The organism is Stenotrophomonas sp. YJH_SMC_131 (assembly GCF_059367975.1).
The window spans coordinates 218,977-237,803 of record NZ_JCAFRJ010000007.1 but is presented as its reverse complement, the minus strand read 5'-3'; the positions used below and the strand labels follow the sequence as shown (position 1 = coordinate 237,803).

The 18,827-nt window shown below is 67.5% G+C and carries 15 protein-coding genes and 1 riboswitch; of the genes, 9 read left to right on the top strand and 6 right to left on the bottom strand.

The window, feature by feature from the left end:
- Positions 1–158 precede the first annotated feature (158 nt).
- Together AC5P56_RS16050 and AC5P56_RS16045 are read right to left on the bottom strand one after the other, a co-directional pair.
- Entirely contained in the window at positions 159–644 is a 486-nt protein-coding gene (locus AC5P56_RS16050) for a hypothetical protein (RefSeq protein ID WP_049420677.1), read from the bottom strand.
- Between the two features lie 82 nt (positions 645–726).
- Positions 727–1,890 carry an acyl-CoA dehydrogenase family protein gene (locus AC5P56_RS16045; RefSeq protein WP_197561871.1) on the bottom strand — a complete coding sequence of 388 codons (1,164 nt, stop codon included), beginning with the start codon at positions 1,888–1,890 and terminating at the stop codon, positions 727–729.
- Positions 1,891–2,147: 257 nt separating this feature from the next.
- Here AC5P56_RS16045 and AC5P56_RS16040 point away from each other — a divergent pair, with 257 nt between their 5' ends.
- Positions 2,148–3,824 (top strand): electron transfer flavoprotein-ubiquinone oxidoreductase, encoded by a 1,677-nt coding sequence (locus tag AC5P56_RS16040; protein ID WP_041862952.1) that lies wholly within the window; start codon positions 2,148–2,150, stop codon positions 3,822–3,824.
- 65 nt (positions 3,825–3,889) lie between these two features.
- Positions 3,890–4,291 carry a c-type cytochrome gene (locus tag AC5P56_RS16035; protein ID WP_014645538.1) on the top strand — a complete coding sequence of 134 codons (402 nt, stop codon included), beginning with the start codon at positions 3,890–3,892 and terminating at the stop codon, positions 4,289–4,291.
- On the opposite strand, the gene AC5P56_RS16030 is transcribed toward AC5P56_RS16035, so the two are convergent.
- Positions 4,285–7,884, bottom strand: coding sequence for an ATP-binding protein (locus AC5P56_RS16030; protein ID WP_262093374.1), 3,600 nt, complete (start codon positions 7,882–7,884; stop codon positions 4,285–4,287). The two genes, AC5P56_RS16035 and AC5P56_RS16030, sit on opposite strands and share 7 nt — an antisense overlap.
- A gap of 75 nt (positions 7,885–7,959) precedes the next feature.
- Between AC5P56_RS16030 and AC5P56_RS16025 the strand changes: the two genes are divergently transcribed.
- From AC5P56_RS16025 to pnuC, 7 genes are all read left to right on the top strand, one after another.
- Positions 7,960–8,598 carry a response regulator gene (locus AC5P56_RS16025; protein WP_495231797.1) on the top strand — a complete coding sequence of 213 codons (639 nt, stop codon included), beginning with the start codon at positions 7,960–7,962 and terminating at the stop codon, positions 8,596–8,598.
- Between the two features lie 375 nt (positions 8,599–8,973).
- Positions 8,974–9,744 carry a hypothetical protein gene (locus tag AC5P56_RS16020; protein ID WP_262093377.1) on the top strand — a complete coding sequence of 257 codons (771 nt, stop codon included), beginning with the start codon at positions 8,974–8,976 and terminating at the stop codon, positions 9,742–9,744.
- 112 nt (positions 9,745–9,856) lie between these two features.
- Complete coding sequence (locus AC5P56_RS16015) at positions 9,857–11,845, top strand: peptidoglycan-binding protein (protein WP_032959398.1); 1,989 nt, start codon at positions 9,857–9,859, stop codon at positions 11,843–11,845.
- Positions 11,846–12,092: 247 nt separating this feature from the next.
- Positions 12,093–12,500 carry a glycine zipper 2TM domain-containing protein gene (locus AC5P56_RS16010; RefSeq protein ID WP_014645533.1) on the top strand — a complete coding sequence of 136 codons (408 nt, stop codon included), beginning with the start codon at positions 12,093–12,095 and terminating at the stop codon, positions 12,498–12,500.
- A 121-nt stretch (positions 12,501–12,621) separates the two neighbouring features.
- Positions 12,622–13,746, top strand: coding sequence for a phosphotransferase enzyme family protein (locus AC5P56_RS16005; protein ID WP_053494681.1), 1,125 nt, complete (start codon positions 12,622–12,624; stop codon positions 13,744–13,746).
- Positions 13,747–13,844: 98 nt separating this feature from the next.
- Positions 13,845–13,940: riboswitch (TPP riboswitch) on the top strand.
- A 70-nt stretch (positions 13,941–14,010) separates the two neighbouring features.
- The gene (locus AC5P56_RS16000; protein WP_227864430.1) at positions 14,011–16,200 is read left to right on the top strand and encodes a TonB-dependent receptor; all 2,190 of its coding nucleotides are present in this window, start codon (positions 14,011–14,013) and stop codon (positions 16,198–16,200) included.
- Between the two features lie 8 nt (positions 16,201–16,208).
- Complete coding sequence (pnuC, locus tag AC5P56_RS15995; protein WP_046427881.1) at positions 16,209–16,778, top strand: nicotinamide riboside transporter PnuC; 570 nt, start codon at positions 16,209–16,211, stop codon at positions 16,776–16,778.
- Positions 16,779–16,884: 106 nt separating this feature from the next.
- On the opposite strand, the gene AC5P56_RS15990 is transcribed toward pnuC, so the two are convergent.
- From AC5P56_RS15990 to AC5P56_RS15980, 3 genes are all read right to left on the bottom strand, one after another.
- Positions 16,885–17,304 carry a hypothetical protein gene (locus tag AC5P56_RS15990; RefSeq protein ID WP_046427870.1) on the bottom strand — a complete coding sequence of 140 codons (420 nt, stop codon included), beginning with the start codon at positions 17,302–17,304 and terminating at the stop codon, positions 16,885–16,887.
- Between the two features lie 119 nt (positions 17,305–17,423).
- Positions 17,424–17,729: a hypothetical protein gene (locus AC5P56_RS15985; protein WP_180834766.1), complete on the bottom strand. Its 306-nt coding sequence runs from the start codon at positions 17,727–17,729 to the stop codon at positions 17,424–17,426.
- 69 nt (positions 17,730–17,798) lie between these two features.
- A complete protein-coding gene (locus AC5P56_RS15980) occupies positions 17,799–18,773 on the bottom strand; it encodes a Dyp-type peroxidase (RefSeq protein ID WP_495231796.1) in 975 nt (324 codons plus the stop codon).
- Positions 18,774–18,827: the final 54 nt, after the last annotated feature.

The following is an 18,827-nucleotide window of genomic DNA, read 5'->3' as shown; positions in this document are numbered from 1 at the left end:
GGCGGTTCAGGGAGAATCCGGCGTGGGGACCCAAGCTACTTCTCGGTCGCAAGACCTGGATCCACACGGTCGCCCACGCCGGGCTCTCGGCACCCAAGGTGCCAGATCGGCAAGAGATAAGATCCACGCCATGCGTGGATGCCTTCCGCCTGGATCAATCAGGAGTGGGCGCCCTTGCGTTGCCCGGGGCGCGTGCGATTGCCGACAGAAGAAAACTCCAGACCATCAATATCGGCATGCGCACCGCACATGCCCAAGCCCGTCACCGTCGGGTCGATCCCGCCGGATGAGACTCTCAGCGCACCTGCATGTTTCTCGATAGCCACTGTGCCCAGTTCGGACTGATGAATCAGTTTTCCGCCTTCCGGCTTCATATGCAGCACGAAGGAGCAGACGTGCTGCATCGACTGGGTACTGTGCAGCTCAACCCTATAGCCCAGTGATTCTTCGACAATCGACAGGCTGTCCCTGAACCCATCGCGGCAACTGCGTCCGCTGCCCGGTTCGGTACACAGATCGCTCGCCTGCGAATAGCTGCCTGCCCATGCTGCATCGTCCCTGTTGCCTGCCCACGCCATCTGCAGCACGGAGGCTTGGAAGAGCAGCGGGAGGCACAGCAGTCTTACAGTGGAATTGTTCTTCATTCAGTTTGCATCTCCGGATAGGCGTCCGTTGCCGCCCACCCTACTCGGCAATGCCTGCCAGCGGCCGGCACTACCGGTGCACTCAGAACGCGTTGATGCCGGTCAGTTCGCGGCCGATCACCAGCTGGTGCACGGTCTCGGTACCTTCATAGGTGATCACTGATTCCAGGTTCAGCGCATGCCGGATCGCCACGTGTTCGGTGGTGATGCCGGCCCCACCCAGCAGATCGCGACATTCGCGGGCGATGTCGATCGCCATGCGGCAGTTGTTCCATTTGGCCAGGCTGACCTGCTGCGGCTGCAGCTGCCCGGCTTCCTTCAGGCGGCCCAGCTGCAGCGCCAGCAGCTGCGCGGTGGTGATGCGGCGGGCCATTTCCGCCAGCTTGATCTGCGCGCTCTGGGTGGCGGCCAGCGGGCGGCCGAACAGCACGCGCTCCTTGGCGTAGCCCAGCGCTTCATCCAGGCAGGCGATGGCCGCGCCGATCGGGCCCCAGCTGATGCCGTAGCGGGCCTGGGTCAGGCAGCCCAGCGGCCCCTTCAGGCCCTTCACGTTCGGCAGGCGGTGGCTGTCGGGCACGCGCACGTCATCGAAGAACAGCGCACCGGTCAGCGATGCCCGCAGGCTCATCTTGTGCTTGATCTCCTGCGTGGTGAAGCCGGCCATGCCCTTCTCCAGCACGAAGCCCTGGATGCCGTCCTCGGTCTGCGCCCAGACGATGGCCAGGTCGGCCACCGGGCCGCTGGTGATCCACATCTTGCCGCCGCTGATGCGCCAGTCGCTGCCGTCGCGCACCGCGCGGGTCTTCATGCTGGCCGGATCGGAACCGCCGTGCGCCTCGGTCAGGCCGAAACAGCCGATCAGTTCGCCGCGTGCCATCGCCGGCAGCCACTGTTGGCGCTGTTCTTCGCTGCCGTAAGCGTAGATCGGGTACATGCACAGCGAGCTCTGCACCGAGACGAAGCTGCGCAGGCCCGAATCGCCGCGCTCCAGCTCCTGGCAGATCAAGCCATAGCTGACCGCACCCAGATCACCGCCGCCGTATTCGGCCGGCAGGGTGGCGCCCAGCAGGCCCAGCGAGGCGATCTCCGGCACCAGTTCAGAGGGGAAACGGGCCTGGTCGAAGGCATCGCCGATGATCGGCAGCACGCGCTCGTTGGTGAAGCGGGCGACGCTCTCCTGCACCGCGCGCTCTTCCTCATTGAGCAGGGAACGGACATCGAACAGATCGTACGGATGCAAAGCCATGGCACTCACGCGCAGTCAGGACCCGGCCATTGTCGGTCATCCGGGCAGAGCGTGCCGACCAAGGTCGGCACCCACCCGGGCCGCAGCCTTACGCTGCACCGCAGCAATCATGACGTGAACATCGGCGATCTAGCTCGATCACGCGCGGCCCGGTACCCTGACACATTCAAACAACCGTTTCGCTCGTGGCTGCACGCGCGATTCCCAGGCACCGCCGGTGGCCCCGATGCCGGCCCTACCCACGAGTCATGCAATCGATGAGCGCTGAAGCCAACGCCCTGCCCCCGCGTGAAGTAATGGAATTCGACGTGGTGATCGTCGGCGCCGGCCCCGCCGGCCTGGCCACCGCGATCCGCCTGCGCCAGCGCGCGATCGAAGCCGGCCGCGAGTTGTCGGTGTGCGTGCTGGAGAAGGGGTCCGAACCAGGCGCGCACGTGCTGTCTGGTGCGGTGATGGATCCGCGCGCGCTGACCGAGCTGTTCCCGGACTGGGCCGAGCGCGGCGCACCGCTGAAGCAGAAGGTCACCCGTGACGAATTCCTGTTCCTCAGCGAAACCGGCGCGCGCAGCACGCCCAACGCGCTGCTGCCGGAGTGCTTCCACAACGAAGGCAACTACATCATCAGCCTGGGCGAAGTGACCCGCTGGCTGGCGCAGCAGGCCGAGGCGCTGGAAGTGGCGATCTTCCCCGGCTTCGCCGCAGCCGAGGTGCTGTACGGCGACAACGGTGAAGTGATCGGCGTGGCCACCGGCGACATGGGTATCGAGAAGGATGGCAGCATCGGCCCGGCGTTCGAGCGCGGCATGGCGCTGCAGGCGAAATACACGATCTTCGCCGAAGGCGCGCGCGGCCATCTCGGCCGCCAGTTGATCGCGCGTTACACGCTGGACGAAGGCAAGGACCCGCAGGCCTACGGCATCGGCATCAAGGAGCTGTGGCAGATCGACCCGTCCCGGCATGAGCCGGGTCTGGTGGTTCACGCCGCCGGCTGGCCGCTGGACAGCGACACCTACGGCGGCGCGTTCCTGTACCACGCCGACGGCGGCAAGGTCGCCATCGGCTACGTGGTAGGCCTGGACTACAGGAACCCGTGGCTGAGCCCATTCGAAGAGTTCCAGCGCTTCAAGACCCATCCGTCCATCCGCAAGCATCTGGAAGGCGGTACCCGCATCGGTTACGGCGCGCGTGCGATCACCGCCGGTGGCCTGCTGTCGCTGCCGAAGACGGTGTTCCCGGGCGGTGCACTGGTCGGCTGCGAGGCCGGCTACCTCAACGCCAGCCGCATCAAGGGCAGCCATGCCGCGATCAAGACCGGCATGCTGTGCGCCGACGCCGCGTTCGACGCGCTGGCCGCCGACCGCCAGCACGATGAACTGAGCGCCTACCCGAAGGCGTTCGAAGCCAGCTGGCTGTTCACCGAACTGCAGCAGGCCAAGAACTTCAAGCAGTGGTTCAAGAAGGGCCAGACCGTGGCCACGCTGATGACCGGCGTCGAGCAGTGGCTGCTGCCGAAGCTGGGCGTGCGCAACCCGCCGTGGACCCTGCACCGCACGCAGCCGGATCATGCCTGCCTGGAACCGGCCGCCAAGCACACCCGCATCGCCTACCCGAAGCCGGATGGGGTGCTGACCTTCGACCGCCTCAGCTCGGTGTTCCTGAGCAGCACCAACCACGACGAGAACCAGCCCAGCCACCTGACGCTGAAGGACCCCAGCATTCCGGTGAAGGTGAACCTGGCCGAGTACGCAGGCCCGGAAGCCCGCTATTGCCCGGCCGGTGTGTACGAGTTCGTTGGCGAAGCCGACAACGCGCGCCTGCAGATCAACGCGCAGAACTGCGTGCACTGCAAGACCTGCGACATCAAGGATCCGACCCAGAACATCGTCTGGGTGACCCCGCAGGGCGGCGGCGGCCCGAACTACTCGGGCATGTGATCGCTCCGGGCTGCGACCGTGTGTCGCAGCCCGACCGCTCCACCGCACCGCTATCCTGCCCACCCATGCGTGCCTGCCGCCTGCTCACCGCCGTTGCCGTGGCCCTGCTTGCCACGGCCTGCCAGCGCCCGCCCGCAGTGCCGGCCACGCCCGAACAGGCCCGGCAGCAGGCCATGCAGCGCGCGTTCGAACTGTGTGCCGGCTGCCACACCGTGCAGCCCGGTGGCATCCACCGCTTCGGACCCAACCTGCACGGCGTGATCGGCCGCCGCGCCGGCAGCCTGCCCGACTATGGGTATTCCGACGGCATGCGCCGCGCCGACATCACCTGGACCGCACAGACGCTGGATACCTTCCTGCAGTCACCCACGCACCTGGTGCCGGGCACCCGCATGTACAACGCCTTCCCCAGCGCAGAACGCCGCGCCCTGGTGATCGCCTACCTGCAGCAGCAGTCGGCTCAGTGAGCCAGGCGCTGCAGCTGTTGCTGCAGCCGCGCCACGAACGTCGTTACGGTGGCGAACAACGGCGCCGTATCGGCCTCTGCCGCATCCTGCAGGCGCTCGACCAGGGCATTGGCCTGCTGGGCCAGTGCCGTGGCCCCGATCGCCCCGAGCCCGCCGGCCTGGCGATGCAGGTGCAGCGCCGCAGCCTGGCGGTCGCCAGCCTGCACGGCGCGCTGCACGGCGGCCAGGTCACCCTCGCTGGCCTGCAACAGGCTGTCGCGCAGCTGCTCGGCCACCACGCGCGAGCCGAAGCGCTGCTGCAGGGTGGCCAGATCAGGCAATGCTTCACCGTCGTCGGCGGCAACCTCCGGCACCGGCACCTCGAACGGCTGGCCCTGGGCCTGCGGCAGCCAGCGCAGCAGCGCCGCACGCAGCGTGGCCAGCGACAGCGGCTTGGCCAGTACCTCGTCCATGCCGGCCTCGCGGCAGCGGCGCGCATCGTCGTCCAGCACGCTGGCGGTCAGCGCCAGCACCGTCAGCCGCGGCTGGCCGGTACGGCCCTCGCGTTCGCGCAGCAGGCGGGTGAAGCCAAATCCATCGAGTACCGGCATGCGGCAGTCGGTGATCACCAGGTCGAAGCTCTCCGACGACAGGCGATCCAGCGCCTGCTGGCCATCGCCCAGCAGCACATGGGGCACGCCCAGCTGCTGCAGCCGCCACGCCATCATCGCCTGGTTGGTCGGGTGGTCCTCGATCACCAGCACCCGCGCCTGGCGCAGCGCGGCGGGCAGCAGCGCGGTCTGGTCCTGCTCGGCCAGCAGTGCCGCCGCGTCCTCGCTGCCGGCCCCCACCAGCGATACCCGCACTTCGGCACGGGTTCCTTCGCCCAGCGTGCTGTGCAGGGTCAATTCGCCCTGCATCATCTGCACCAGTCGCTGGCAGATGCTCAAGCCCAGGCCAGTGCCGCCGTGGTCACGCTGGATGTAGGCACCGGCCTGCGTAAAGGGCGCGAACAGGTGCTGCAGTTGTTCCGGTGCGATGCCGATGCCGGTGTCGGTAACGCTCAGGCACAGCGGTTGCACGCCGTCTTCGCTGGTCGGCCCCAGCACCTCCAGCTGCAGGCGCACCTCGCCCTGTGCGGTGAACTTGATGGCATTGCTGAGCAGGTTGAACACGATCTGGCGCAGCCGCACGCCGTCCACTTCGTGGGCCGGCGCCAGCTCGGGATCGATCTGCACGTGCAGCGCCAGGCCACGCGCGCTGGCCTGGGCCGACAGCAGGCGGCACACGCTCTCCAGCAGGGGCCGCAGCGGTTGCGGCACCGGTTCCAGGCGCAACGCCCCTGCTTCCAGCCGCGAGTAATCGAGGATGTCATCGAGGATCTGCCGCAGCATCTGGGCCGAATCCTCGATAACGCCGAGGATGCGCTGCTGTTCGCTGTCCAGCGGTGAGTGCGCCAGCACCTCCAGCATCCCCAGCACGCCACTCATCGGCGTGCGGATCTCATGGCTCATCGTGGCCAGGAAGCGCGATTTGGCCTCGGCGGCCTGCTCGGCGTCCGCCTTCGCCGCCGCCAGGGCATCGGCCTGCATCCGCGCTTCGCTCACGTCCACCCAGTAACCGCTCCAGATCACCGCGCCCTCTTCGGCGGCATAGGGGTGGGCCTGGCTGCGCACCCAGCGCACGCCCTCCCCATCGCTGCGCAGGCGGAACTCCAGGATCAATGGGGCGAACTGGCGCGCGGCCTGCTCGATGGAGTGCAGGATGTGCGCGCGGTCCTCTTCCTCGATGCGTTCCAGCAACACCCTCGCATCCTGTTCGGCCTGCTGCCGTGTAATGCCGAACAACGCAGGCAGGTCACCGGCGATGAACGGGAAGCTGAGCGCGCCATCGGCGTCGCGACGCGCCTGATAGACCACTGCAGGCAGGTTGTCGGTCACCTCGGCCAGACGCTGCTCCAGCTGGCGACGTCCTGCCACCTCGCGGCGCAGCCGCCAATGGCCGACGCCATGTACCAGCAGCGCGGTCAGCAGCACCAGCAGCACCGGCACGCCCCACCGCAGCACCTTGTTCCAGTCGACACCGTTGCGGTACTCCACCCCCAGCCAGGCATTGCGCAGGGCCTCGCGCTTGCGTGGGGTCATCTGCAGCAGCAGGCGATCGAAGGTGGTAGCCAGTGCCGCGTGGCGGCGGTCCACAGCCAGCACCAGCTGGTCGTTGAAGCCGGCCGGTGCCGCCACCTGCAGCCGCCCCGGGAAACGGCTGCGCAGCAGGTGATCGACCACGGCAAGGTTGCCGATGTACGCATCGGCGTCGCCAGCGAGCAGGCGCTGCAGCGACTGTTCGGCGCTGCGTGCAGCGATGATCCGCGCCTGCGGTGCCTGCTGCAGCACGTAGCCGCGCACACGCTCCGGGTCGGACAGCAGCACGCGCTTGCCCTGCAGGTCAGCCAGGCCCAGCAGCGACTCGCCATCGCTCCTGACCACAATCACGTTCGGCACGCTGATGAAGGGCTGGCTGAACACCCAGTCCGGGCCCAGGTACCGTGAATCGACAGGAATGCCCATCACCGCCTGCAGCTCACCGCGGCGGGCCTTCTCGCGCACCTCGTACCAGTCGTGGCTGTCCTCGACCTGCAGGTTGGCACCGGCCTGCATCAGGCGCTGCAGGTATTCGCTGGCCAGCCCGCTGGGCCGGCCATCCTCGCCGGTGAACGACAGTGGCGCGGCATTCGGGGCGAAACCGATCTTCAACGGCTGCTCCAGCACGCGCTTCTCGGCCTGGCTCAGCGCCAGCTGCGCCGATGCCGACCAGTGCGGCGGTGGCAGCCATCGTTGTGCGAGGGCATCACGCTGGGCCTGGCTGGTGGCCGCCAGCGCCAGGTCCAGGGCTTCAGCCAGGGGTTGCTTGCTGTTGGGAATGCCGAAGTGCAGCCGTTCAGGGGGCAGGTCGCTGGGCCGCAACAGCGCCACGCCCTGCAGGCGCCGGCTGGCAATCAGCTCGGTGGCGACAAAGGCATTGCCGATGTAGACGTCGGCCTTGTCGTCTCTGACCATCTGCAATGCGCTCAACGTGTCGTTTACGACAAGCTGGCGGGCACGCGGGAATCGGGCGCGCACCTGCGGACCGGTCAGGAAATCCTGCTCGACCACCACCCGCAGACCCTCCAGGTCGGGCATGTCGGAGGCACGCAGGTCGTCCGGCCGGCCCACCAGGGCCAGCGGCGCTTCGCTGTAGGCCGCGGTATAGACCATGCAGCGGGTGCGGTCGGCACTGAGGCCGACATTCATCACCACGTCGATCTCGCCACGACATGCCGCATCCAGCACGGATGTCCAGTCCGGATAGCGGCGCGCCTCGACCTTCATGCCGAGCTGGCGTGCAAGATGCGACAGGTAGTCCGGTCCCAGACCGACCTGCTGGCCGTCACGGAGGGACTCGAACGGCGGCCAACCGCTGTCATACTGCCCGACAACGATGGTCGGATGCGCCACCAGGTATTCGCGCTGCAACGGGCTGAGCGGCAGCAGCCCAGGGGCCGGCTGTGCCTGGGCCACGGGCAGGGCCAGCACCGCCAGCAGCAGGAGCAGCCCGCGAACAGCCCACCTACGCATCTGCGTCGATCTCCTAGAATCCTGCCAGGGACCGCGATGGTCGCGGCCCGGCGTGCCCGATGGCCATACTAGAGCATGAGCTTGCGCATCATCATCGCAGACGATCACCCGGTGGTCCGCATCGGTACCCGCGCCGTCATCGAGTCGAGCGGCGTGGGCCGCGTGGTCGGCGAGGCCGACAGCGCGCAGGCGCTGATGACCCTGCTCGCCAACCAGCCCTGTGACCTGCTGGTCACCGACTACTCCATGCCGGGCAGCCCGCAGGCCGATGGCTTCGCCATGATCGGCATGATCCGCCGCCGGCATCCGGACCTGCCGGTGCTGATGCTCAGCGTCTCCAGCAACCTGGCGATCCTGCGCATGGTGCTCGACAGTGGCGTGCTCGGTCTGGTCGAGAAGAGTTCGTCAATGGACGAGCTGCCGCAGGCCATCCAGTCGGTGTACCGCGGCCAGCCCTACATCAGCCGCAGCCTGCGCGAGCGGGTGGACGCGGCCGGCAGCTGGCGCATGCGCGAGGGCGACGGCAAGCCGTTGTCACCACGCGAAGTGGAGGTGCTGCGACTGCTCGGCACCGGCATGACGGTGAAGGAGATTTCGCTGCAGCTGCACAAGAGCGTCAGCACCATCAGCCGGCAGAAGGGCGACGCCATGCTCAAGCTGGGGTTGAAGGGCGACGCCGAATTGTTCGACTACCTGCGTGATGGCAAGATCTGAGACGCACTTCACATCACAGACCCGGCTGCCGCCCCCCTCTTTGACGGCCTGCGGATCTGTGCCAAGATGGACAGGCATGAGTTCTCAATGCGAGGTCGAAGGAATCGACCGGCTCATGTCCTCGCTCCCGTCCGTGGTGGATGGGGTGCGGCTTCCTGCCGGCCGTCTGGCCCGGCAACGCTGACCATGGAGAGGCGCATGCAGTCCCCCCCCGAGCTACGTTGGACCCTGCCGTTGCGGCCCCTGCGCGCATTCGCGGCATGCCTGCTCGTCTCTCTTTCCGCTGCCGCCTGCAGCGCCGCCGATCCGGCCCCCTCGTCCTCCCAGCCTGCGCCTGCGCAGGCTGCCAAAGCGCCCCGACAGGATGTTGCCCCGATGCAGAACCCCTCCCCCGATGCCGCCGTCACCCCGCCCGACGCGCCGACCGTGATGTATTTCATCTACCAGGTGGATGGCGACGGTGCGACGTCCTATGAGGTCCAGAACGGCAGCGTGGCGACCTTCTGGTTCGGCCACCGCTTCACCCTGGACGGCACCACCTACTACACCGGCTTTTCCTGGGATACCCGCGAGCATTACGGCAAGCCGGGCGAACAGCAGCCGGCCGGCCCCGACGACCGCGCCAATCTGGCCGAGGCCACCTTCGTACTGGCCGGCGGCGACGCGAAGAAGCCGTGGAAGTTCCGCGGCCAGGAATGGACCATCGGTGCGCTCGGCGCCTACGACAAGGCCGACGACGTCGATACCCGGCGCAAGCCGATCGAACACCGCACCGCCGACGGCCGCCTGCTGCTGGCGGTGCCGACCAGCAGCTTCGACCGCGGCATCAGCAGCAGCGGCTACGCCCTGCTGCTGTTCAACCCCAAGCGCAGCGAGGACGACCTGGACAGCAAGGTCTGGCGCTACGTCGGCTCGGTGCGCACCGGCGAAGACAACAGCGCGGCCTGCGACGACGGCAACGTGATGCCGTGCACCGACAGCGATGGCGAACTGGCCTTCGTGGCCGATGGCAACGGCCTGCCGCAGCTGACCGTGACCTTCAAGGGCACCACCATCGAAGCCCCGGGCAAGGCCCGCGCGCTGGGTGCCGGCGACACCGTGCACTACCGCTTCGACAGCAAGGCCCAGCAGTACATCGCGCCCTGATTTCCATCCGCCGCAGGCGGGTTACCTGTTGACCGACATGTTCTTGACTCACGGATGAGTCCGGTTGGCGATTCGCGGCATCGGCCGCTCCATCAACCCCGAGGAAAACGTCATGGCACAGCATGACTACAGCAAAAAGGAAGTCCTGGACATCGTCGAGCAGGTCGCCCGGCAGAAGGGCATCCCGGTCGATGACTTCATGCGCTTCGCGCACATCGAGACCGGCGGCACCTTCAACGAGCGCGCCCACAACACCTCGACCGGCGCCAAAGGCCTGTTCCAGTTCGTGCCCGGCTCGGCCCGCCAATACCACCTGACCGGCCACGAATTCGACCCGACCCGCAACACCGAAGCCGCCGCGCAGATGTACCAGGACAACCTGGGCTCGATGGCGCGCCGCAATGAGCGCACCGGCCACCCGTACCTGTCCGGCGGCGACACGCCGACCGGCCTGGACCTGTACCTGGCCCACCAGCAGGGCAGCGCCGGCTATGGCTCGGTGCAGACCGCGATCGCCACCGGCACCTTCGGCGTGGTCCGCAACGGCCATGGCGAAGAGATCAACATGCGCCGCAACGTGCTCAACCAGATCGGGTCCGATGCCAAGGCGCTGACCGGCCACACCCTGGCCGAAATGCGTGGCATGAACGACGGCGACCTGGCGCGGACCTTCTCCAGCTACTACATCCACAAGTACGCAGCGATCAGCATCCCGGAAAAGCACATCACGCCGCAGACCGTGGCACCGGGCCAGGCCCAGGCTCCAGGCACACCTGCGCAGACCGCCGCAGTGGGTGCCGCTGCGGCCACGCTGGCGGCGACCGCAACGGCTCCTGCTGCGCCGAAGCCGGGCATCGAACTGCACGCCGCGTACGACGCTGGCGTGAAGTACGACGATGTGAAGTACGCCATCAACATCCCGGGCCACGCGCTGTACGTGCCGGGCAAGACCGGCAAGAACGTGGACCAGGGCTACATCGATTGCTCCGGCTGGGTCGGCACCCTGCAGAACCGGACCATGGACGAGATCAACCAGAAGGCCGGGCACGCTGTCTTCAGCAAGGCCGACCGCATCGACCTGGGCAACCTCGGTTCCGGCGGCATCGTGCACAAGGCCGTCGAACAATCCGGCGTGCTGCTCGAGCGCGACGCCATCCTCAAGCCCGGTGCGCTGAAGGAAGGCATGGTCATCGGCCTGGATACGGCCAGGACCCGCCACGAGCACTGGAATGGCATCGACCACATCGTGATGGTGGTGCGCGACCCGAACACCGACAAGCTGCTGATCAGCCAGTCCACCGGCAGCAAGGGCGTGCACACCATGCCGGTGGAGGATTACCTCAAGCAGGTGAAGGACCACCCGCACTGGAAGCTGTTCGCGTCGGACCCGTTGTCCAAGGCGCGCGACCTGCTGGAAAGCCGCACCCAATCGCATGAGCAGACCCAGGGCAAGCCTGCGGCCGAACACAAGGCCGCTGCCGCCCCGCACGCCGAGCTGTACAAGCCGGGCGCGCACAGCGAGGGCGTGCGCAAGGTGCAGGAGCAGCTGGGCCACCTCGGCTATGCCGGGGCCGACGGCAAGCCGCTGGCCGAGGACGGCCGCTTCGGCCGCAATACCGAAGCGGCGGTACGCCAGCTGCAGAAGGACAACGGGCTGGTTGCCGACGGCATCGTCGGTGCAAAGACGCTGGATGCGATCAAGGAGGCCCGCGAGCGCCCGCTGCTGAACGACGAGCGGCACCCGCGCAATCCGATGTACCTGCAGGCCACCGAAGGCCTGGAGCGGATGCCGGCGGGCACCTTCAAGGACCGCCACGCGCTGGAAAGCGCCGCAGCGGCCCTGACCAGGGAGGCGCATGCCGCCGGCCTGCAGCGCATCGACGCGGTGGTGCCCAGCCCGAACGGTGAGCGCCTGTTCGCCGTGCAGGGCACGGTCGGTGACCCGGCGGCCAGCCGCGTTGCGGTGGAAACCCGCACCGCCAGCGAGCAGAGCATGGCGCTCAGCAGCGGCGCGGTGCAGGGCGCGCCGAACGTGCTGCACCAGCAGCAGGACGCGCAGCAGGAACAGACCCGCCAGGCGCAGAAGGCCATGGGCGTCTGAGCCCGCAGCGCCTTGCAGACCGGGAGGGGCCGCGCGATGCGCGGCCCTTTCCCTTTCTGCCAGCTGAGCGGTAAAAGCCACTTTCAGCCTTGCTTCATGCCGCCTGACGCTAGATGAATGCGCAAGCCGCCCGGTAGGCCAGGCAATGTTCCGGCAATGTCGGAACGCCAGCGTGGTCTCCACGGCAGCCGGGGCGCCCCGCGCCCTCCCTGCCCAGCGTGGCATGCACCTCACAGGAGAACCGAACATGCTCAGTACTTCCACACTCAGCTTCCGTGGTCTGGCGATGGCCCTGGCACTGGTTGCCGGTGTCGCCGTGGTCAGCGATGCCAGCGCGATGTCGAGGAAGGACAAGCGCACCCTGGTCGGCGCCGTGGTCGGTGGCGTGGCCGGCAACCTGCTGTCCAACGGCGACCCTGCGGCCACCGTCGGCGGTGCCGTGGCCGGCGGCGCGATCGGCAACCTGACCACCTCCGACCGCCGCGACCGCCGTTACTACGACAATCGCCGTTACGACGACCGCTACGATCGCCGTTACGACCGTGGCTACTACCGCAGTGGCTACTACGACCGTGGCGATGACCGCCGCTGGCAGCGTGAGCGTTACTACGACAACCGCTACTACCACGACCGCGGCCGCCATCGCGGCTGGTAAGCAGCGCCGACATACCGATGACGCGGAGACGGGCGGGTCGATGACCCGCCCGTTTGCGTTGGCCACGCGCATGGCGTTGAATGCGCAGCCTTGGATGTGACTTTCCCGATCGGACTGTGGCATGACGTCTTCCTCCCACCGCGTGCAGGGCCTCAACAACGACGAGGTCGCTGCCGACTGGCCACCGATCAGCGCGGCGGACATCGCGTGGCTGAGTACGCGTTACCCGCAGCTGGGCGGGCACAGCCAACCGCGCTGGCACAGCCCGCGGCCGCTGTCTGCCGCCGCCATCGTCGACGGCACGCGCGGCGCGGTGTTCATCAAGCGCCACCACCACAGCGTGCGCAGCGCGGCCTGTCTGGAAGAAGAACACCACTTCATCGCCCATCTCGCCGCCGCCGGCGTGCCAGTGGTGCAGGTGCTGCCGGCCACCGATGGCCACACTGCGGTCGAACACGGCGAATGGACGTTTGAACTGCACGATGTCGGCGTGGGCGACGACCTGTATCGCGACGCGGTGTCGTGGTCGCTGTTGACCGATGTCGCGCAGGCCCGCGAAGCAGGGCGCACGCTCGCACAGCTGCACCGTGCCGCCGCCAGCTACCACGCGCCCCAGCGCAGCACCCATCTGCTGGTGGCGCGCGACGACCTGATCCGTGCCGACGATCCGATCGCCGCCATCAAGGCAGGACTGGATGAACGTCCCGGGCTGGCACGCTATCTCGCGCGCATTCCATGGGAAGCACAGCTGCAGCGCGACGTGCTGCCGTGGCACGCCGGCCTGGCCGAGCGCCTGCGCGCCGAGCCCCGGCTGTGGGCGCACAACGACTGGCATGTCTCCAACCTGCTGTGGCGCAACGGCGAGGTCAGCACCGTGCTGGATTTCGGCCTGGCGTCGCCCACCAGCGCGCTGTTCGACCTCGCCACCGCGATCGAGCGCAACGCAGTGGCGTGGCTGGAACTGGAGCGCGGCATGGAGGCGGTGCGCATCGATATCGCGCTGGCCCTGCTCGACGGCTACCGCGAGGTGCTGCCGTTGTCGGCGGCACGCGTGCACCTGCTGGCCGACCTGCTGCCAATGGTCCATTTCGACTTCGCACTGTCCGAAGTGGAGTACTTCGAAGGTGTCACCCGCTCAACCGCGAATGCCGACGTGGCCTGGCAGCCCTTCATGCTGGGCCATCCGGCGTGGTTCCACAGCGCGCCGGGGCGGGCACTGCTGCAGGCCCTGCACGCCGTCGCGTGATCCGGTTGACGCAGCGTTGCGGTCAGATCCCTTTCCGCAGGAAAGGGATCTGACCCCGGCTGGCGCTCGCAAATCCGTACCATTTGTAGTGAAATGGTCACCTGAAGCGGGGGTGCCTGGATCTGCCAGGCTGAGAGAGTCCCTTGGAACCTGATCCGGTTTGCACCGGCGTAGGGAGCTTTGAGCCGCAGCCACACCCCCATCATGGGCCGGTGCACCTGCGCGCCGTCGCTTCGTCTCCCTTGTTGTCCGAAGACGAACCGAATGAACCGCTGCCTGCGCCCCACCCTGCTCTCACTCGCCCTCTGCGCCGCGCTGCCGCTGCATGCCAGCGAGGCCGAGGCCACCACCGATGCGGCTGCCACTGGTGCCGAACGCTCGCCGACCGAACTGGCGGCGGTGCGCGTGGAGGCCGGCAAGCCGAAGGCCGATACCTCGCGCGTGAATGCCTTCGGCGGCGGTTCGTGGAAGGACACGCCGGCTTCGGTGAACGTGCTCGAGCGCGACTATCTCGAACGTCGCCAGGTACGTTCGCTGTCCGAGCTGGCCAGCAACGATGCCTCGCTGGGTGATGCGTATGCACCTGTGGGCTACTACCAGAACATCGCCATCCGCGGCTTCGCGCTGGACGCCGCCACCGGCTACCGCTTCAACGGGCTGTCCATCGCCGGCGAGCAACGCTTGGCGCTGGAGAACGTGCAGTCGGTCGAGATCCTCAAGGGTGAAGCCGGCCTGGCGGCAGGGGTGATGGCGCCGGGCGGGATCATCAACTACATCGGCAAGCGCCCGGCTGAAGTACGCACCGCCACGCTCGGCACCGATTCGGAAGGCTCACGCTACGTCGCCGTCGATGTCGGCCACTGGATCACCCCGCGTTTCGGCCTGCGCCTGAATGCCGCATGGGACTCCAGCAATTCCTACGTCGCGCACGCCGATGGCCGCCGCAACTTCTACTCGCTGGCCGCCGACTGGCTGATCGGCGAGCGCGGCAAGCTGGAAGTGGATGCCAACTACCAGACCAGCTCGCAGCGCTCGGTGTCCGGCTACCAGCTGCTGGGCGCGCGTGACCTGCCGCGCGGTGTCGACCGCGAGCACCTGCTCGGCTACCAGCCGTGGCAGCGCCCGGTGGATATCGCCAGCACCAACATCACCGCGCTGCATACCTACGACTTCAACGATGCCTGGCAGTCGCGCGTCTCGGTCGGCCACAGCCGCTCGGTGATCGATGACAACGTCGCCTTCGCCTACGGCTGCTACTACGCCGTGCAGTGCGCCGATGGCAGCGTGCCAGGCAACTACTTCGCGCCCAACGGCGACTACGATGTCTACGACTACCGCAGCCCGGACGACACCCGCCGCAACCAGCAGGCCCGTGCCGAGCTGCGTGGCCACTTCGAGACCGGCAGCGTCGGCCATCAGCTGACCCTCGGTGCCGACTACTTCCGCCGCACCGTGGACAAGCGCCCGAGCGTCAACGAGTACGTCGGCACCAGCAACATCCACGACCCGCAGGTGCCCGTGTTCGCGCCGTCGCCGAAGATGCCCGGCCCCTCCGCACGACGCCTGGACAGCCGCCAGACCGCGTTCTTCGCGCTGGACCGGATGAGCTTTGGCGATGACTGGCAGTGGTTGGCCGGTGGCCGCTTCGTGCGCCTGGACGAGCGTGCCTACGACAAGCGTGGCGTTCCGCAGCGGCACAGCCGCCTGTCGCGGTTCCTGCCGCAGACCGCGGTGGTGTGGAAGGCCACCGATCAGCTCAACGCCTATGCCAGCTACGTGCGCGGCATTTCGCTGGGACAGGAAGCGCCGTTCTGGACCAGCAATGCCGACACTTTCCTGCCGTCGGTGCAGTCGCGGCAGCTGGAAGTGGGCGTGAAGTACGTGCCGGTCGAAGCACTGACCTTGGGCGCGGCGGTGTTCCGCATCTCGCAGCCGTACCAGTACGCCAGGCCCGACAGCAGCGACGTCGGCTACACCTTCGTCGAGGAAGGCACGCAGACCCACACCGGCCTGGAGCTGACCGCCAACGGCCAGCTGACCGACACACTGCAGATCGTGGCCAGCGCCAGCGTGCTGCAGGCGCGCGCGCGCGACACCGGCACGCCGGCCTATGAAGGCCATCAGCTGGTGAACGTGCCGAAGGTACGCGCCAGCGTGCACATGGCCTACGCGCTGCCGTTCGTGCAGGGCCTGGACGTGACCGGTGGCTGGCGCTATGCCGGTGCCAACGTGGCACGCGCCGACGGTGGCGTGCGCGCGCCGGACTACTCGGTGTTCGATGCCGGCCTGCGCTTCCAGCATCGCCTGCACGAACGCGCGGTGACCTGGAACCTGTCGGTGGACAACGTATTCAACCGCTTCTACTGGCGCGATACCGGCAGCAGCGGCGGTGACTACTACCTGTTCCCCGGTGCACCGCGACAGGCCCGCCTGTCGGTGACGTTCGCGCTGTGAGCGGTGTGATGCTCGAGTGGACCGCCGCGCTGTGCAGCATCCTCGGCGTCTGGCTGATGGCCAGGCGCCGGCTGTCGGCATGGCCGGTGGGCCTGCTGTCGGTGGCGCTGTATGGCCTGGTGTTCGCCGAGGCCAAGCTGTACTCGGACACCCTGCTGCAGGTCGCCTTCGGTGGCTTCCTGGTCTATGGCTGGCTCAACTGGCGGCAGCACGCCGCCGATGAGGGCAGCATCCGCATCGTGCCACTGGCACGCGGCACGCTGCTGCGCGACCTGGCCTTCGGCCTGTGCGGTGGCGTGGCGCTGGGTGCGGCCATGCACACCTTCACCGATGCCGCGCTGCCCTGGCTGGACGCGATGCTGACCGCGCTGAGCCTGGTCGGCCAGTGGTGGCAGGCACGCCGCCACGTGGCCTGCTGGTGGGTGTGGATCGCGGTGGACGTGGTCTATGTGGGTGCGTACCTGTTCAAGTCGCTGCACGTGACCGCGGCACTGTACGTGTTCTTCCTCGGCCTGGCCGTGTTCGGCCTGCGCGCATGGAGCGCCGCCGCGCGTGAACCGCAGGTGGCAACGCGGTAGCGCCACGCCATGCGCGGCCGGGCTACCGGTAGTCGCCAACCTGGGTTGGTGCGCGCCTGCCGACCAAGGTCGGCATCTACCCACCACATCCACGCATGGCGTGGATCTACTTCGGCTCCAGCAACAGGCCCAGGCGCAGCGGTTGGCGCATGTCGGCCGGCGGTGCCGCCTGCAACGGCGCGGCCTGCAGCGTCGCGCGCAGGTCGGCGTCGACCTGGGCATCGCCCAGGCTGTCGAATTCCAGTTTCGAAATACGGCCATCCGCCGCGATCCACACGCTCACCGGTAGCGGCGTCGGCGTGTCAGCGTGTGCCTGCAGCCATTCCAGCACGCGCTGTGCCTGCGGATCGTGCTCCTGCTGCAGGCGCTGCTGCAGCTGGCCTCCCACGGAGGCGGCGTAGGCCATCCAGTGCGCAGGGGCTTCCTGTGCGGACACTGCGGCACTCCCCAGTGCCAACGCGCCGAATACTGCAGCCAGAGGCCGCCACCAGCGGCGCATGCCGGTCCTGTTCCCTGCCATGGCCATCACCTGCCTCCTGCGCTCCCATCCAGCGCGCCATGGTCGGCGCCCTAGATGACAGGCAGATGGCGGCCGGCGATGGCCCGGCGCTTCGAGCTTGCCCGATTGCGAGGGATTGCCTTCGATCAGTCCAGACAAGCCTTCAGATCATCACGTGTCCAGCCGGTGAGGCCTGCACCCTTCCAGTAGCGTGCAGACGTACCAGTCGGGACAGGGGCAAGCTCGACAATGGCAATCACCCCATGGTTCACAGGGTTGTCGATGACAATGCGCTGCCCGGATTCAGTGGGCAGCACGCGCACGACCTTGTTGCGTTGTGTCCACGTCTGGGACAGGCAGACGGTGACCTGCTGTACCGATTTCGAAGAAGCAAATGACTCGGGTGCTTGTTCAAGCAGACCAGGTGCTGTCGAACAGCCGGCGATGCCCATGAACAATGCCGCCAGGAATGGGGCTCTCAAGACAGACATACGTCCTCCAGATGCATACGCGTGCGTTGATCACTCGCCCAGGTCGGCCAGCACTTTGCGCGAGGGCGCGAAGAAGGTCACGCCGGTGGTGGCGGTGGAGAAGTCGAGGATGCGGTCGTGCAGCGGTGCAGGATTACCGATGAACATGCGCTCGAGCATCTTCTCGATCACCCACAGGCGGCGCGTGTAGCCGATGAAGTAGGTGCCGTACTCGCCGCGGCCAGGGTTGGCGAACGGCATGTTGTCGCGCAGGATCTCGTGCTCGCCGTCGGCATCCTCGATGGTGCATAGCGTCTTGTGCGATTTCTGCTCATCGGCCGGCGCATCATCCAGCTCGATGTTGTCGTGCTTGGTACGGCCGATGATCGCCTCCTGCGCCTCGGTCTTCTGCGCGCGCCAGGCATCGAGGTTGTGCAGGTACTTCTGCACCACCACGTAACTGCCGCCGGCATGTTCCGGGTCTTCCTCACCCACGATCGTGGCTTCCGGCAACGACAGCCCTTCTGGATTGGCCGTGCCATCGACGAAGTCGAGCAGGTCGCGGCCATCGAAGTAGCGGAAACCGGCGACATCATCGACCGTTTCCACCGCGTCACCGAAGGCCATCAGCAGGTTGCGCTCGAACGCCACGATCAGGTCCATGGTGCGTGCGCGGATGTGGTACAGCAGGTCACCGGGCGTGGACACGGCGGTGTGGGTCGCACCCTTGATCTCGCGGAACGGCTTCAGCTCGCGTGGCGGCGTGGAGCCTACCAGCGGCTGCCACACGCGATGGCCAATGGCAACGTTGCAGGTGAAGGTGCGCTCGATCTCGCGGATGGCGGTGTTCTTGATCAGATCGTCGGTACTGGCCAGCACCTCGCGCGCCTTGGCGATCGACGCCTCGTCATCCTTCACCTTCAGCACCAGGAACGCCGCCGAATGGGTGAGCGGCGCAGTGATCTGCTGCGGCTCGTTGTCGAGCGTGTGGTTGACGGCGGTGATCGGTGCGGGCTGGGAGTTCACGGCGGTTCCTGCTGGCTTGAGGCGGACGCATCGCGTGTGGCGATGTGCGGGCGA

Coding starts and splice junctions, on each gene's coding strand:
- AC5P56_RS16050 (WP_049420677.1), bottom strand. CDS start 644: ATGAAGAACAATTCCACTGTAAGACTGCTGTGCCTCCCGCTGCTCTTC.
- AC5P56_RS16045 (WP_197561871.1), bottom strand. CDS start 1,890: ATGGCTTTGCATCCGTACGATCTGTTCGATGTCCGTTCCCTGCTCAAT.
- AC5P56_RS16040 (WP_041862952.1), top strand. CDS start 2,148: ATGAGCGCTGAAGCCAACGCCCTGCCCCCGCGTGAAGTAATGGAATTC.
- AC5P56_RS16035 (WP_014645538.1), top strand. CDS start 3,890: ATGCGTGCCTGCCGCCTGCTCACCGCCGTTGCCGTGGCCCTGCTTGCC.
- AC5P56_RS16030 (WP_262093374.1), bottom strand. CDS start 7,884: ATGCGTAGGTGGGCTGTTCGCGGGCTGCTCCTGCTGCTGGCGGTGCTG.
- AC5P56_RS16025 (WP_495231797.1), top strand. CDS start 7,960: ATGAGCTTGCGCATCATCATCGCAGACGATCACCCGGTGGTCCGCATC.
- AC5P56_RS16020 (WP_262093377.1), top strand. CDS start 8,974: ATGCAGAACCCCTCCCCCGATGCCGCCGTCACCCCGCCCGACGCGCCG.
- AC5P56_RS16015 (WP_032959398.1), top strand. CDS start 9,857: ATGGCACAGCATGACTACAGCAAAAAGGAAGTCCTGGACATCGTCGAG.
- AC5P56_RS16010 (WP_014645533.1), top strand. CDS start 12,093: ATGCTCAGTACTTCCACACTCAGCTTCCGTGGTCTGGCGATGGCCCTG.
- AC5P56_RS16005 (WP_053494681.1), top strand. CDS start 12,622: ATGACGTCTTCCTCCCACCGCGTGCAGGGCCTCAACAACGACGAGGTC.
- AC5P56_RS16000 (WP_227864430.1), top strand. CDS start 14,011: ATGAACCGCTGCCTGCGCCCCACCCTGCTCTCACTCGCCCTCTGCGCC.
- pnuC (WP_046427881.1), top strand. CDS start 16,209: ATGCTCGAGTGGACCGCCGCGCTGTGCAGCATCCTCGGCGTCTGGCTG.
- AC5P56_RS15990 (WP_046427870.1), bottom strand. CDS start 17,304: ATGGCCATGGCAGGGAACAGGACCGGCATGCGCCGCTGGTGGCGGCCT.
- AC5P56_RS15985 (WP_180834766.1), bottom strand. CDS start 17,729: ATGGGCATCGCCGGCTGTTCGACAGCACCTGGTCTGCTTGAACAAGCA.